Source organism: Photobacterium profundum, from assembly GCF_003026285.1.
Taxonomy (GTDB): Bacteria; Pseudomonadota; Gammaproteobacteria; order Enterobacterales; family Vibrionaceae; genus Photobacterium; species Photobacterium profundum.
The window spans coordinates 46,627-61,441 of sequence record NZ_PYOD01000015.1; the positions used below are offsets into that span (position 1 = coordinate 46,627).

Annotated in this window: 15 protein-coding genes; 12 read left to right on the top strand and 3 right to left on the bottom strand. The window is 39.0% G+C overall.

The window, feature by feature from the left end:
* Positions 1-25: 25 nt before the first annotated feature.
* The 3 genes from C9J48_RS22355 to C9J48_RS28010 all read left to right on the top strand — a co-directional run bounded on the left by C9J48_RS22355 (position 26) and on the right by C9J48_RS28010 (position 4,395).
* Positions 26-1,495 carry a sigma-54-dependent transcriptional regulator gene (locus C9J48_RS22355; RefSeq protein ID WP_006231807.1) on the top strand — a complete coding sequence of 490 codons (1,470 nt, stop codon included), beginning with the start codon at positions 26-28 and terminating at the stop codon, positions 1,493-1,495.
* On the top strand, positions 1,492-3,537 hold the full coding sequence (locus C9J48_RS22360; protein ID WP_006231808.1) for a sensor histidine kinase: 2,046 nt from the start codon (positions 1,492-1,494) through the stop codon (positions 3,535-3,537). The genes C9J48_RS22355 and C9J48_RS22360 overlap by 4 nt, the downstream gene beginning before the upstream one ends.
* Positions 3,538-4,230: 693 nt before the next feature.
* On the top strand, positions 4,231-4,395 hold the full coding sequence (locus C9J48_RS28010; RefSeq protein ID WP_006231811.1) for a hypothetical protein: 165 nt from the start codon (positions 4,231-4,233) through the stop codon (positions 4,393-4,395).
* An 82-nt stretch (positions 4,396-4,477) separates the two neighbouring features.
* Here C9J48_RS28010 and C9J48_RS22365 read toward each other — a convergent pair whose 3' ends face one another.
* Positions 4,478-5,650 (bottom strand): MFS transporter, encoded by a 1,173-nt coding sequence (locus tag C9J48_RS22365; protein ID WP_006231812.1) that lies wholly within the window; start codon positions 5,648-5,650, stop codon positions 4,478-4,480.
* Positions 5,651-5,860: 210 nt separating this feature from the next.
* Between C9J48_RS22365 and C9J48_RS22370 the strand changes: the two genes are divergently transcribed.
* On the top strand, positions 5,861-6,262 hold the full coding sequence (locus tag C9J48_RS22370) for a hypothetical protein (RefSeq protein WP_006231813.1): 402 nt from the start codon (positions 5,861-5,863) through the stop codon (positions 6,260-6,262).
* A gap of 43 nt (positions 6,263-6,305) precedes the next feature.
* On the opposite strand, the gene C9J48_RS22375 is transcribed toward C9J48_RS22370, so the two are convergent.
* Complete coding sequence (locus C9J48_RS22375; RefSeq protein WP_006231814.1) at positions 6,306-7,559, bottom strand: transglycosylase SLT domain-containing protein; 1,254 nt, start codon at positions 7,557-7,559, stop codon at positions 6,306-6,308.
* 279 nt (positions 7,560-7,838) lie between these two features.
* On the opposite strand from C9J48_RS22375, the gene C9J48_RS22380 reads away from it, so the two are divergent.
* The 7 genes from C9J48_RS22380 (at position 7,839) to C9J48_RS22410 (ending at position 13,214) form a co-directional block, all read left to right on the top strand.
* On the top strand, positions 7,839-8,360 hold the full coding sequence (locus tag C9J48_RS22380) for a lecithin retinol acyltransferase family protein (protein WP_006231815.1): 522 nt from the start codon (positions 7,839-7,841) through the stop codon (positions 8,358-8,360).
* A gap of 155 nt (positions 8,361-8,515) precedes the next feature.
* Entirely contained in the window at positions 8,516-8,794 is a 279-nt protein-coding gene (locus C9J48_RS22385) for a polyhydroxyalkanoic acid system family protein (RefSeq protein WP_006231816.1), read from the top strand.
* Between the two features lie 245 nt (positions 8,795-9,039).
* Positions 9,040-9,765 (top strand): phasin-related domain-containing protein, encoded by a 726-nt coding sequence (locus C9J48_RS22390; protein WP_006231817.1) that lies wholly within the window; start codon positions 9,040-9,042, stop codon positions 9,763-9,765.
* Positions 9,766-9,868: 103 nt separating this feature from the next.
* Positions 9,869-10,228, top strand: a complete 360-nt coding sequence (locus C9J48_RS22395) for a phasin family protein (protein WP_006231818.1) — start codon at positions 9,869-9,871, stop codon at positions 10,226-10,228.
* A gap of 392 nt (positions 10,229-10,620) precedes the next feature.
* A complete protein-coding gene (locus tag C9J48_RS22400) occupies positions 10,621-11,556 on the top strand; it encodes an alpha/beta hydrolase (protein WP_006231819.1) in 936 nt (311 codons plus the stop codon).
* 344 nt (positions 11,557-11,900) lie between these two features.
* Positions 11,901-12,320 carry a DUF1801 domain-containing protein gene (locus C9J48_RS22405; RefSeq protein WP_036803666.1) on the top strand — a complete coding sequence of 140 codons (420 nt, stop codon included), beginning with the start codon at positions 11,901-11,903 and terminating at the stop codon, positions 12,318-12,320.
* Positions 12,321-12,464: 144 nt separating this feature from the next.
* Positions 12,465-13,214 carry a ribonuclease H family protein gene (locus C9J48_RS22410; protein ID WP_006231821.1) on the top strand — a complete coding sequence of 250 codons (750 nt, stop codon included), beginning with the start codon at positions 12,465-12,467 and terminating at the stop codon, positions 13,212-13,214.
* A 110-nt stretch (positions 13,215-13,324) separates the two neighbouring features.
* Here the strand turns inward: C9J48_RS22410 and pbpG are convergent, their stop codons facing one another.
* On the bottom strand, positions 13,325-14,221 hold the full coding sequence (gene pbpG / locus C9J48_RS22415; protein WP_006231822.1) for a D-alanyl-D-alanine endopeptidase: 897 nt from the start codon (positions 14,219-14,221) through the stop codon (positions 13,325-13,327).
* Positions 14,222-14,454: 233 nt separating this feature from the next.
* Between pbpG and C9J48_RS22420 the strand changes: the two genes are divergently transcribed.
* On the top strand, positions 14,455-14,811 hold the full coding sequence (locus tag C9J48_RS22420) for an MmcQ/YjbR family DNA-binding protein (RefSeq protein WP_006231823.1): 357 nt from the start codon (positions 14,455-14,457) through the stop codon (positions 14,809-14,811).
* The last annotated feature ends 4 nt before the right edge of the window (positions 14,812-14,815 follow it).

Here is a 14,815-nt window from a genome sequence, read left to right on the forward strand (position 1 = left end):
TTAAATCATTGCTGTTGTTTATTTTATGTCTGAATTTGCTTCTTCTCTCTCTTGGGCTGCTGTATCTGTACTGGTTGTTGATGATGAACCGGGTATGCGTGCTATTTTAAAAAAAGCATTAAGTAAAAAATTTGCTCAGGTTGATACCGCTGGCAGTATTGAAGAAGCAGAAGAACTCCGTAAACGCTGTCATTTTGATTTATTAATTGTAGATATTAATTTACCCGGACGCTCAGGCATTGAGTGGCACGAGGCTTTGGACCCATCAACCCGCCGCAGTGATGTGATCTTCATGACAGGGTATGCCGATTTAGATACCGCGATTAAAGCGCTACGTGCAGGTGCCTCTGATTTTATTTTGAAGCCATTCAATTTAGAACAAATGATGCAATCAGTTAGCCGTTGTATTGAACGTCGCCTAGTAGAGCGACAGAATTTTGCTCTTCAGCGAGATGTTGAACGTACATTCCCCGTCGATATTATTGGTGACGCGGTAAAAACCCAACAGATGAAGAAATTGATCGCACAGGTTGCTCCCTCTATTGCAGCTGTTCTCGTCGAAGGTGAATCTGGTACGGGTAAGGAATTAGTGGCACGTGCATTACATCAATTAAGTAAACGAACGGGTCCTTTTGTACCGCTAAACTGTGGTGCGATAGCGCCTGATTTATTAGAAAGTGAGTTGTTTGGCCATGTTTCAGGGGCTTTTACTGGTGCCAAAAAAGGGCGAGAAGGCTTATTCCGTGTGGCGAATGGGGGAACGCTTTTCCTTGATGAAATTGGTGAAATGCCCCTTTCAATGCAATCGTCTTTATTACGCGCCTTAGAGCAAAAAGCGATTCGACCTGTAGGTGCAGAGCGTGAGGTGCAAGTTGATGTAAGGATCATCGCGGCAACCAACCGAAACCTGAAAGAGGAAGTGGACGAAGGGCGTTTCCGTCGTGATTTATATTACCGATTAAACGTATTGACGGTCGACTTACCCGCCTTGCGGGATAGAGTGGAAGACATTCCTTCTCTGACACATCATTTTACCCAACAACTAGCCAAAGATTTGGGTATGAAGACCATTAACTGGACGCATGAAGATATTAAAGCCATGCAAGCATATGACTGGCCAGGTAATATTCGAGAACTTCGTAATATGATGGAACGGTGTATTTTACTGGGTAAGCCACCAGCGGAATATTGGCGAGATCTTCAAGGTGATACTGATCCCTTGCCAAGATCTGTAAATGCGACGCCAGAGGTTATTGGTGATGAAATAATCAATAATGTAAGCAGTGATTGTCGATGCTCCTCAATTTATGACGCAGAAGGTGACCAATTTTGTTACCCAACCAATTGGACATTAAAAGAGGTTGAAAAGGCGCATATCATGCAGGTTGTTGATTCGCATGACGGAAATAAATCAGCCGCTGCTCGTCAGCTTGGTGTTGCACGTAAGACATTAGAACGTAAATATAAAGAATGGATTGACGAAGAAGTCTTATGAAATTAAAACACTTAGTAATGAAATGGGTGCGTCGTTTTAGAACGATGGTGCGCTATCGTTTATTGGTGCTTACATCTGTACCCATAATAATTACATTGCTTGCTTTGATTGCACTGACTATGTATTGGACTGTGACGTATACATGGCAAAATGCATTAATGAATGTAAGAGCCGATCTCGCTGTTGCACACCATAGTATGGAGTTACTACAAAAAGAACAACGAATGCGCCTAATGTCGTTGTCATCGTCTTATGATTTTCAGACATTATTGCGAACAGATGAAGCAAAGTTAAGTGATTGGGTAAGTACTCAAACGTCAAATTATGAGTTGGATTTTGTTGTACTGCATCCCGCTTCTGCATTGGGTGAATTTTCAAAAGTAAATCGTCGATTATTACTGAAGGGCAAAGAACAAACGTTCTTTCAAGTATTGGATGGGCAAGCATTAGAAAACCTTAACCCTAATCTTCCTGCAAATGCAGAAATACCGTTAATAAAAGAAAGTGAATTTGAGTCAAGAGGCTTAATTAGCCGAAGCCTCATTCCAATTTTTAATGAAAAAAATCAACTTCAATGGATTGTTGATGGCGGTATACTTTTAAATAACAGCACCTTACTTGTCGACCGTATCCGTGATTTGGTTTACGCCGCAGATACATTACCTTTGGGAAGTATTGGGACAGTTACGCTATTTATGGATGATCTTCGTGTTAGTACGAATGTTCCGCTTGATAGTGAAGCTCGTTTTGGGCGTGCGATTGGTACACGTGTATCTGATGAAGTTAAGCAACAAGTACTCATTGCGGGCGAGAATTGGGTAGGGCGAGCATTTGTTTACGATGACTGGTACGTTTCTTCTTACGAGCCACTGCATGACCATGATGGTAACGTGATAGGTATGCTGTATACGGGTTATCTTGAGTGGCCATTATTAAAAACATTTTTGACCAATATTATTGAGTTAGGTATTGGTATTGTCATTGTTCTATTACTCTCAGGTGTGATTGTTTATCGTGGATCGCGTGATTTATTCCGGCCAATAGAAAGAATTCATAACGTAGTCAAAGCGGTACAGATTGGACTTGATCGCCGTATTGGTTCCTTAGAACTGTTTAAAAATCACGAGTTACAGATTCTTGGCCAACAGTTTGATTCAATGCTCGATCAGCTTCACCAACGTAATGAAGACATTAAAAAAGCATCTCTTGAACTCGAAGATAAAGTGCAAATTAGAACTCGTAGCTTACATGAAAAAACAGAAGAGCTAGAACAACATATCAAATTGTTGAATCAGGCGAAAATTAAGCTGGTGGCAAGTGAAAAACTAGCAGCCCTCGGTGAGTTAACGGCGGGAATAGCGCATGAAATCAATAACCCTACAGCTGTTATTTTAGGCAACGTTGAGTTGTTACAATTGGAACTCGGTGATGATACCCTGCGCGTTAAAGAAGAATTAGATGCAATTCATGAGCAAATAGACCGGATCCGAAATATTACTCGAAGTCTTTTGCAGTACAGCCGTCAAGGTGGCGTACAAGATGAAATTACGTGGCATCATGTAAATCTCATTGTTGAAGAAAGCTTAACTTTAGTGCGTTCTGGTACCAAGTCTTATGATGTGAAGGTTGAAGCTCAGCTAGATGCCAAGTGTTGTATTGAAGCGAATCGACACCAACTCTTACAAGTATTAATTAATCTACAAATGAATGGCGTTCATGCAATGGACGACAAAGGCTTATTGAAAGTCAAAACAGAAGATTGGATTGATCAAAGTGGAGAAGTATTAGGGGCGGTGGTGCGTGTTACCGATCATGGCTGCGGTATCAGTAAAGAAAATCTTAAGAGAATTTTTAATCCATTTTTTACGACGCGTAGAAGTGGAACAGGGTTAGGTCTGTCTGTTAGCCAAGGTATTATTAGCGAAATTGGCGGTGAAATTGAAGTGCAATCTGAATTAGGTAAAGGGTCAACCTTCTCTATATATTTACGAGAGAAAGCGACATCGAATAATGATCTAATGTTAGATGTTGAAGCTAATTAATTAGAATATTACGATGAGAATGTCATGCTACAACCTGGTTAATTATTAAATTAAAGCAGAATCGTAAGCTGACATACTACATCGTTAGAATTTCATTTTTTACAGTGTAGGGATTAAAAGTGATGGATTACATCATGCTTAAGCCGATAACCATAAATACTGTTGCGATAAGTGAAATTCGAGAGATAAGACCTAGGTTAGTTGGAACAATCATTTCTTGATGCTGCATAGACACTCCTTAATGTTACAGTATTATGATGAAACGATTAAATTTCATCTTGAATTTATTATAGGGTAAAACATCGCCATATTGTTGCTTACAAAGCAAGGTTCATAAAAAATTCTTATTTCTGTTCGTAAAATGTACAACAAGTTTTTTACAATACAGTAATAACGCTATATCACAGCATGTTCCTGTTCTTTTTGGTTTTGTTTGTTTTTATATTTCAATGCCTTACTTTTTATTTGTAAGTTTTTATGGCGTTGACTGTTTTTTTAGAGCAACCGCTAGAATATGACTGTAATCAGCGAGTGAACTCTAGGGCATGTTGACGTTTTCAGAATTCACAGGCTAGAGTTTGAAAACGTCAACACGCCCTAGATTGTTCTAGATCTACTTTTCTTCAGTTAATACGACATGTCATTGTTTACCTCATACACTAATAGTAAGTGTAGGTACTGGAGGTAGCACGTATGGTTGATTTTACCGAACGAATGCGCTTGAAGGGTAAAGCAGAAGAAGATATATACTTTGCTGCGCTCAACAAAAAATTAATTGAAGCGCTACATGAAAAACAAGCCAAAGACTTAGATTTAGACCATAAATATTTCAAGTCAGAAGATTCAGTAAGCAAGTAAAACTGAATAATGGCTTATGATCCTCTGAGTATACTGTAATAAGCAGAGGATAGGTTTTTGCGTTTATAATAATCAACAGGTACTATTTTTTCTTCACAATCACACTTAGCAAAAACAATGTGACAACAGGGAAAATAGAAGCAAGCAACATCCAGCTCCAGCTTTGAGTAAATAAAACCATACCGGCACCTAGAGAGCCTGTAGCTTGAAACGCTGTTATTGAAAAGTCATTAATAGCTTGTACTTTAAATCGTTCATTAGCTTGATATGTTTTAGGCAATAATGTTGTGCCACTAATAAACAAGAAATTCCAGCCTACACCCAATAATACCAATGCCCACCAATAACTATGCACACTCTGACCTAGCAATCCTGTAACAATGCAGGTAATCATTGCGATACATCCAACATAGATCAGTCGGTAAATGCCAAGGTATTTAATCAATAGTGGGGTAATGAGTGATGGTAAATACATCGCCATAACATGACTTTGAATAACCCATTTTGCACTTTGAATATTATGACCATGGTGCTGCATTGCTAAGGGGGTTGCTGTCATCAAAAATGCCATCACAGCGTAAGCCGTTAAACCTGAACCAATAGCAAGCCACAGTAAAGGTTGCTTTAATATTGCAGATAAAGGACGAGCTATTCCATCAGCATCACTGCTTTCTTTTATAACGATGGGCTTCATTGCAATAAATAAAATCATTGCGCCAATACATTCGATAACGGCTAGTGCATTGTAAGCGTTGGCATATTCAGACATATGAAGTGGGATGAGTTGCCCTATGTTAAGTAACTCGGGCCCTACGATTGCAGCTGCTATGCCCCCAACCAGTACAATACTAATAACAGTAGGGTGCTGACTCGCATTGTCACAGCTTTCTATGGCAGCAAAACGGTATTGCCCCACATAAGACAATTGAGTGCCAAGAAGGAAAGTACATAAAGTAAACCCCCAAAAGGATTCCTGTTCGATTGCAAACCCCGCAGCAAAAGCGACGCAACTACTGATAACGGCGGCAGTAATAAACGCTTTTTTTCGACCAAAGGTATGTTGAATTTTAGCCGCTGGAAAAATATTTAAGGAAACACCAATGATGAGCGCAGTAACAGGAAGTGTGGAGAGTTCAGGGTTAGGATGTAAATTTGCCCCAACAAGACCACCAAGAAACACATTGAGTGCCCCAACAGATAATACAAAGGGTTGAACCAAAGCAAGTAGCCATGCGTTCCAAGGTAAAGATTTCATGTACAGCCGATAAGTGAAGAGCAAAGTGCTAAGGTACCGTTCACGTAACATTTATGCAACGTGATACCTGGTAAAAACACGTTTATCATGAACTATTTACCTTAGAGTGAGTCGTGAGCACTAAGTCAGTTATTTCACTGTAAGTAAATTATTCTTTTGTAAATGTGTCTGCCTATAATTAACTCAAATAAGATATATAGGTTTTACAATATGAAACTTTTTGTGCTTTTTATAGGGATGCTGCTTCAAGGTCTTGCTGTCTATATCGCTTTTTTTAGTGGTGTAGGTGGCAGTAATGTTTACATAGCGACTATTATCTCAATTATTTCACTTAGTACTCTAATGGCTATTAGAAGTTTAATTGCCCCTGCCTGTACATTCATGGGAATTATCATTGGTTTATCACTATCCCATAATCAGGCCGACTTAAGTGTGCTGGCTAAATTGGAACAAGCAGTGAACGTTGCTTTTGAAGGCGTAGATTTGAGTGTGAAAGGGCTGAATTACAGCGATGTTAATGGACAGAAATCAGTGAATGTTCTAGAAATTGTAGAGCCTTTAACTGAACAAAATAGTCTTGTTGCTGTAGTGAAAAAAGAAAATATACAGTAATAATATGTACCCAACCTTGAGGTGACTTGGGTGTGTTGCATATTTAATCAATGAGAGGAATTAACAACCGCTGTCCTGCAATTATAAATGAATTTGACATCTCATTGGCTTGCTTAATTCTTGATACAGTCGTGTTGTTGTTATGTGCTAATTCGCTTAACGACTCACCAACTCTTATTTTATGAATGAAATATTTGTGTCTAACATAAAGGCGGCTGTCGATATTGTTATAAAAAGTTTCAATATTATTTTTTGGTAATAATACAATGTTGTCTCTATTTTTAAGCGTGTAGCCTGCTGTATACCCAGGGTTTAGCGCATAAAGTTGTTTACTGGATATATCAGCATGTTTCGCTATTTTCTTTAAACGAACACGATTGTTCACGATAACTTCTGTCACTGCTGGTGAGGCTGGTATCATCGCAAAATCAAGTTGATACTGGTATTCCTGTTTATGTTTTACGATATCAGCCATCGCAAGCAACTTCGGTACATATAAGCGTGTTTCTTTCGGTAATTCTAAATACCAAAAATCAGTTGAGATGCCTTTTTTCTTATTACTTTTAATGGCATTTCTGACTCGAGCTTCACCCGTGTTATAAGCGGCTATTGCATGTAGCCAGTTACCGCTAAATCTATCGTGCAAGTATTCAAGAAGATCTAACGCTGCATGGGTTGATGCAATCACATCACGACGGCCATCGTAACCTTGCCAATACTCCAATCCAAAAGACTTCCCAGTAGGTGCTGTAATTTGCCAAAGCCCTGATGCACCTTTGTTTGAATGGGCAAACTGATCAAAAGAACTTTCAATAAAAGGAAGCAGCACGATTTCTGTCGGTAAACCACGTTTCTGTATTTCTTCATACATCAGGTATAGAAAAGGTTCAGCACGTTTAGACACCGTTTTAATGTGTAAGGGGTTATCGACAAACCAATTTCGGTAATATCGAATGCGCTTGTTATTAGGTACAGGCAGTGAAAAAGACTCTCCCATTACGTTCCACAAATCGGGTGCGGAATGAGGGGGAATTGTTGTTGTACTATTAAATGTCTGACTATTTAAATACTTAAGATTAAAAGGTTCATATATAGACTGGCTGTTTTGCTTACCAGTAGCAATAAAAAAACCTTCTTGCTGCTGATGAGATATAGGGCAGTTTTGGTTAAGTTCAACAGAGGTTATAGTAATAAGGTTGTCACTTTCTGTTAGAGCGCTATTTGTCGGCTCAATGTTTTGGAGCCCTTGGCAACCGGAAATAATAAGAGTAAAAAACAATATTAGAAGCCACTGCATATTAATACCATCTACGACTAATCAATGTGATACACCTTGTTAATGATATAAAAGTATCATTAAAACCAAGCATAAATATTTCATTGATAAAAATATAGCATGAATTATTTGTCTTGCTTATGAATGAATATGACAATAACCAAAGTCTTGGTGATGAGACAATATTCTTGTTATTAAGGGGAGAGATAACGGGTTGTAAAATGTGCGATCGATAATTATTTCGAAAAAATCAGCTATTATTTAGTCATGTATTTGATAGTACTGTTAATAGGAAATGGTATGGAGATAACTCGTTATCCAGTAGGAACCATTCTTAAAGTTCGTTGCTTATCATATTGGCACTATGGCATGGCTGATGGGAGAGGTGGGGTAATACACAATTCAAAAAAACGTAGGCAAGTACAGTTTGATACGTTATATGAGTTTTCAGAAGGTAGAACTATTTTGGTTAGTTCAATTACCAGTGATGAACCAGAGAAAGCATATTTATATGCTCAACAATACTTAGGTACTCCTTATAATTTATTCAATCGTAATTGCGAACAATTTGTTCGTCAATCGCATGGTTTGCCTGTTGAGTGCACTCAATTTCAACGGTTATTTGTACTATTATTTGCAGGGCTTCTTATTACGGGGACTGAAAATAGGTTAATTAAATTAGCGGGGGTTGGCTTGCTTGTTGGCGGTATCATCGCGCCCGCAGAAAAGCGACCTTATCGACGAGCGATAGCAGGGGCTCGTTTGACCGTAGGAGGAGCGATTGTGCTTTCTAAGGTATTGCGGCTCGTTTTTCGCCGTTAGTGTGTTTTTTTGTGGTTTAGTAATATTTTGGTCTATTCTTTTTCACTGTAGTAAGTCAAATTTGGACTATTCGATCTGTAGCACAGACATTGACTTGATATCCCGTTATGTTAAAAAGACGTAACAGAGTATTTGCACTAAAAAATGGAAAGAAAGTGACTATTTTAATCGAACGAGAGCATGACCTGCATATTGATGACGTTGCCGTCATGTCAGAACAAATCGCTGATGAGCTTGCTAATAAGTATGGAATCGAATGGTCTTGGCAAGATGACCGTTTGATTATTGATCATATGTCAGCCCGTGGTTTTCTTCATTCTCAGCATGGAAAAATCACCATTCAATTGAAATTAGGCTTTGCTGCTAGCCTTTTTGCTTCAAGTATTGAAAACAGTATTTCTAAACGTCTTGATCAGTTACTGATTACGCAATAATTACCTTTTAGTGTTGTTATTTACCGAGCTGTTATTTCATTAAAATAGCTCGGTTACCTTTACCCCTCTACTTATTACCTCTCTGCTTATTATTTATCTTTATTCTTCAAATATTTGATCTCGCCCACGATAAATTACTGTTTTAGTAAGAACATTCTAATTGAAATTCCTATTCTAGTTACAAGTAGTCAGGCAATACCCACTGACTGACAGTCGAATTAACAGTAATCCCGGAGGGCGCAACAATGAGCATCTTTAAACAGACTGCAGATGAATCAAGCAAAGAGAAAAAGCTTGTACGTGATGCCATGGTCTACAACATTTGGTTAGCAGGATTAGGTGCTTATGCGAAAAGTGCCGATGAAGTTAATCAACTGTCAGGCAAAGGCAAAAGCCTTTTTGATGAGTTAATTGAGCGTGGTCGTTCAGTTGAATCAAATACAAAAGAACGTGTACATACAGCACGTAGCCAAACATCAGTCGCTATTGAAGAACGTATGCATCAAATGGTGCAAGGTTTCATCGGTATTGATAATGAACGTTTAGATCGTGTTGATGACAAAATTGATCAACTAACAGCCAATATTGAAGCGCTATTAGTTCGTCAACAAGAAGGCAAATCTGCAGTTAAGAAAACTGTAGCGAAAGAGCCAGCAAAGAAAGTAGCTAAAACACCCGCAACCCGTGGAAAAAAACCAGGCGTTGCGCGTCGTAAATCAGCAGTGAGTGCTGTAGAAAAAAAAGAAACACTTTCAGAAAAAGCAGTAGTGGCAAATTCTGAAGTAAAGCAGGAAACCGTAGTAGCTAAAGCTGTTGTTGCTGATTCTATTGCGGATAAACCAAAAACTGACGCTAAGTCTGCCGTAGTGAAAACTGAACTGGCAAAAACTGAGTCATTAAATGAGAAACCAGAAGCAGTAACTACTGCTGGCAATCAATCTGTTGTTACAAAGCCAGTAGAAGTGAATTAATACGCGCTATATACCGATGAGCTTATGCATGAAATGGTGAGCTTCAAAGAAGACTTAGCGAGATTATCTTATACAGATCAGCGTTTATACGCAGGAGATTATTATGATTGATAAAACAGTAGCAAAAGCGGCGAAAAATGTCGTAGAAAGTGGCGAAGGTGTTGCACGCAATATTTGGCTTGCAGGTTTAGGTCTATATAGCCGCACACTTGAAGAAGCTCAACAAATTAACGATAAAACGAATACTGCGTTTGATGAACTTGTTGAACGCGGCAAAGAAGTTGAAGTTCAAGCGAAAGAGTGCATTGGTAAAAATGCAGAAAAAGCGACTGACGAAGTTGAAGCTGGTATGAATGATTTATTCTATCGCTTAAGTGGTGTTGATCGTGAAAAGCTAGACCGTATGGACGATAAAATCGACAAACTAACATCAGCAGTTGAAAAGCTAGCAGAAGTAGAATAGTTACAATTTACACAGGGTTACGAGGTTATAAGCCAGCCAAGCCAGACAATAATGTAGCCCTGATAGCATATATAGACTGAGTTATAAGAGATTTTTCTAACAACGTTAGTTATATGCTTTTTAAGGTTGCGCGTGTGCCATGCACGCGCACCTCTTTTTGTTTGTGAGTTTTTGTTTTAAATATTGTTGTCACGCCAACAATGGTGAGCTGGTTGTGACTATTCTATGTATTAGGACAGGGCAAAAGGACAGTAATAATCTATATTATTACGACGTATGTCACTTAACGTTTACTGCCATGCATTAAGCCGATAGGTTATAGATGAACTTTTATTTATAAGATTCATGACCTAAAGTACTAATAAAGAATGTAAAATTTAAGGGTGGTAGTTATGTACAGTTGGCGTACCAGAGCATTCAACAAAGTCTTATCACGCGTTATGCGCCAGCGCCTTGCGAGTTGTCACTCCACATTAGAAATGCGTGAACTTATTAAGAATATTGATAGCTATGGCGCACTTATTAGCATGCCTAAAGGAATGGAAGTTGCTCCTACCAAATTTGCTAGCATCAACTGTGATTGGGTCGATATGCCTAAAAGCAGTGGTAATAAAATAATTTTGTATTTTCATGGTGGCGGTTTTTGTTTCCATAGCCCCAATACCCATAATGCTTTCTTAGCCAGACTATCCAATGCAACCAAATCGCGCGGTTTAATGGTTAATTACAGCTTGGCACCAGAATCCCCATACCCGATAGCGGCTGATGAATGTTACGCTGTCTATAATGCGTTATTGTTACAAGGGTATTTAGCGCATCAGATAATCATTGCCGGCGACTCTGCTGGTGGAAATCTTGCATTAACAACGGCTATTCGCTTGCGTGAAGCAAAGCAGCCAATGCCTGCGGCTCTCGTGCTTATGTCACCGGTTACAGATATGGCTGTAACGGGGGAGTCTGCGTTTACAAAAAGTAAAGATGATCCTTTTTTCGATTTAAGCAGCTTATTGTTGATGAGAAATAACTACATCGGATTGCAAAACCCTTGTGAGCCTGATGTCTCTCCTTTTTATGCCGATTTACATGGATTGCCACCGACTTTTATCACCGCTGGCACGGAAGAGGTCCTAATGGATGATGCTATTCGTACCGCCAATAAGATGAGTGAAGCAGGGGGAGATGTAACGATCAATATCGTTAAAGGTGTGCCTCATGTATACCCATTGTTTTATCAGCTAACCGAAGCGCGTGAAGCCATTAAGCTTATGTCTGAATATATTACAGGCAAATATAAAGAAGCTAAGCCATTAACGAAAAAGGCCAGCTAACCCCTTTCTTTCTGATAGCCTTTTTAACCGAAGGCTACCGTCCTAAAATCCTATCTCTTTGGCATTAATTTAAGTTGTATTGATTGTGCTTTCATATTGATACGTATCACTGTTTGTGGCGCCAAATTACATGCAGTTATTTACTTTGTGTATTAATTGATTATTACTTTATCAAAAAGTAATAAATACGTGATCTTGCCCAGATAAAGGTGTGATCAACACCATACTGTCACGAAAAAACTATAAGATAAGTATTCTGGTCTGTGCAGTTTTAGCGCCGTTTAGATGTAGATTAATGCTAGGGCTAGCCCAAAGGGCACGAAAGAATGAAGAAAGGTAATCAGATGAATAATGCAAACGTGTTAATGGTTGATGAAAAATACCAATCCTACCCAGAGGGGATTCGTGACAAGTTATTATCACTGCGTCAATTAGTGATTGATGTATCAAAGAAAATTGATTTGCCAGCGCAAGTTCAAGAAACAATCAATGCTAACGAACCCAGCTTTGTTGTTGATGGTGGTAGCCCGATTCGTATTGATTGGAAATCACATACACCCAATCAATATGCAATGTATTTTCAATGTAAAACTAAATTGGTCGATACATTTAAAGAATTATATGACGATACTTTCCGTTTTGATGATGATAAAGGCATTGTTTTTACCGTTGACGATGACATTGCAACTCGTGAGTTAGCACACTGCATTTCACTGTCGTTACGTTATCATCAAATTAAGCATTTACCGCTGCTAGGTGTGTAGGTTTTGAGTCAATCCTAAGCAGTTGAGACTGGAAAGAGTCAGATAGCATTTGTTAACATTGTGAATTACGTAGAATTAAGTAACTATACATCTATATAAATTGTCGCCTAAGAAGTGTGGCAATAAGACAATATAGGAAAAAGTATGGCGAAGAAATTTTACGTTGTTTGGGCTGGTCGAGAAACAGGTGTTTTCACAAGTTGGCCATATACGAAAAAGCTCGTCGATAAATTTCCGCAAGCACGTTATAAGTCATTTCCTACAGAGCAAGAAGCTGAAGCCGCATTTGCATCGGGTCGTGTAAGCACCCCAAGATCTTCAGTTAAAAAGACAGCGTCTAAGCCGTCTGCATCTCTTGCGCCTAAAACTTCCAACTTTGAAGTTAATATCTATTGTGATGGCGCGTGCGATCCTAACCCAGGTAAATCAGGCTCTGGTGTAGCTGTGTATCGCGATGGCGCATTAGCTGAGCTTTGGTATGGTTTATATAACCCTATGGGTACAAACAACACGGCAGAGCTAAATGCACTGCATCAATCGTTGCTTATTGCCAAGCAGGAAATTGAGAAAGGTCTGCGTGTTCAGGTATTAGCGGATTCTCAGTACGCGATTAATTGTTTAACGTTGTGGGCCTATAGCTGGAAAACAAAAGGCTGGAAGCGAAAGGTCGCAGGGGATATCAAAAACCTTGAATTGATTCAGCAAGCTCATGCTCTTTACGACACAATCAAAAACCGCGTAGTGGTGTCACACGTAAAAGCGCATATTGGTGTTGAGGGCAATGAACTTGCCGATCGCATGTCGGTATATGGCGCCGATCAAGAGCAGTACGACTTTTGCCAGTACTCAGATGCATTAGATATAGAAAAGATTTTAAATTATAAGCGTGGTTAATGCGTTTTATAATCATGCTATTTGATAAGTGACCAAAATAGAAAACGGGTCGTTAAGTCGGATTGTAAACCGATTTAACGACCCATTTTAGAATCATAATAAAGTATGACTTAGCCTTGTAAATCAGCCAATTTTACTTGTTGGTAGTTTTTCGCTGAATCAGAAATTTTGCCGCTATTACCAGTTTGTAGCCACTTTTTAATGCGACCAGCATCGCCAATAGGAGTGAGCTTGCCTTGCGCGTCAAGCATTACCATTAAAATTTCTTTACCATCAATCTTGGTGATCATTGTTAAACAGTGACCAGCAATGTCTAAATAACCCGTCTTAGTCATTTCTACATCCCATTTTTTACCACGAGCCAAAACATTTGTATTGGTGTAACCCAATTTGTATTTTGGTTTAGTAAAGTAAACGGTGTGAACGGGCGTTGTACTGTATTTACGGATCTTCGCATATTTATAGGCGGCTTTTGCCATCTTATTAATGTCTGAAGCTGTTGATACGTTTTTAGGATTGAGGCCTGAACTATCCACAAACCTTGTGTTGGTCATACCTAAAGCTTTAGCCTTCGCATTCATGGCTTTAATAAATGCGTCGTAGCCACCAGGGTAGTTCCCTGCCAGTGCTGCTGCAGCCAAGTTTTCAGATGACATAAGTGCAATGTGTATAGTTTCGCCACGGCTTAATCGTGATTCCATACGAATACGTGTGTAACCGTTATACATCCGTTTCTTATCAATCGGCTTGAAGGTTATTTTCTCATCTAAAGGCAATTTTGCATCGAGTGTAACCATTGCTGTCATAAGCTTAGTAATAGAGGCTAATGGCATTACCACGTTCTGGTTCTTTTTATATAAGGTTTTACCAGATTTTAAATCGGTCACATAAGTACTGACTGACGCTGTTTGAATGTTATTGGGATCTAATTTGGCAGTCGTGGCATGTGCGGAAGTGGCGATACTTACGCTTACCAGGGAAAAAATGAATAATAATGCTCTGCCCACAATTGCTCCTTGAGGATGAAATAGTCGAAATGGATAAAAAAGGAAAGAGTGCATTGTTCCCTTTAATGCCCAATACGTGCAAGTCAAGTTTATGTAAAAAAATGGAAAGATGCTGGATAATTAAGCAGTCAGACGCAGGTTTTAATGAAACGCAATGCAATTAGATGAATCAATATGCAGTGTGTGGATTATAATGAGAAAATATGTCTGACAAGTGTTGGTGAGGAGGTCATATGAAAATGGAACAATTGGAAAAATACCTGCTTAGCTTAAAAGGGGTTCAAGGTGGTTATCCTTTCGGCCCTGAAGCATATGTATTTAAAGTGATGGGGAAAATGTTTGCACTGACTGCCATTCATAATGACGCTCCCAGTATGACGTTAAAGTGCCTTCCTGCTGATGGTGATTTTTTAGTTAATGAGTTTGCCTCTATCATTCCTGGCTATCACATGAACAAGCAACATTGGATAACAATCGCTTTAACGGGTGAGCTATCAGAAAGTGTGCTGCAAGACTTAGCCGATAAATCTTATAATCTGGTTGTGAGTAAATTAACACGTGCCGATAAAGAGGCATTGTCTGCATTATAAGTGT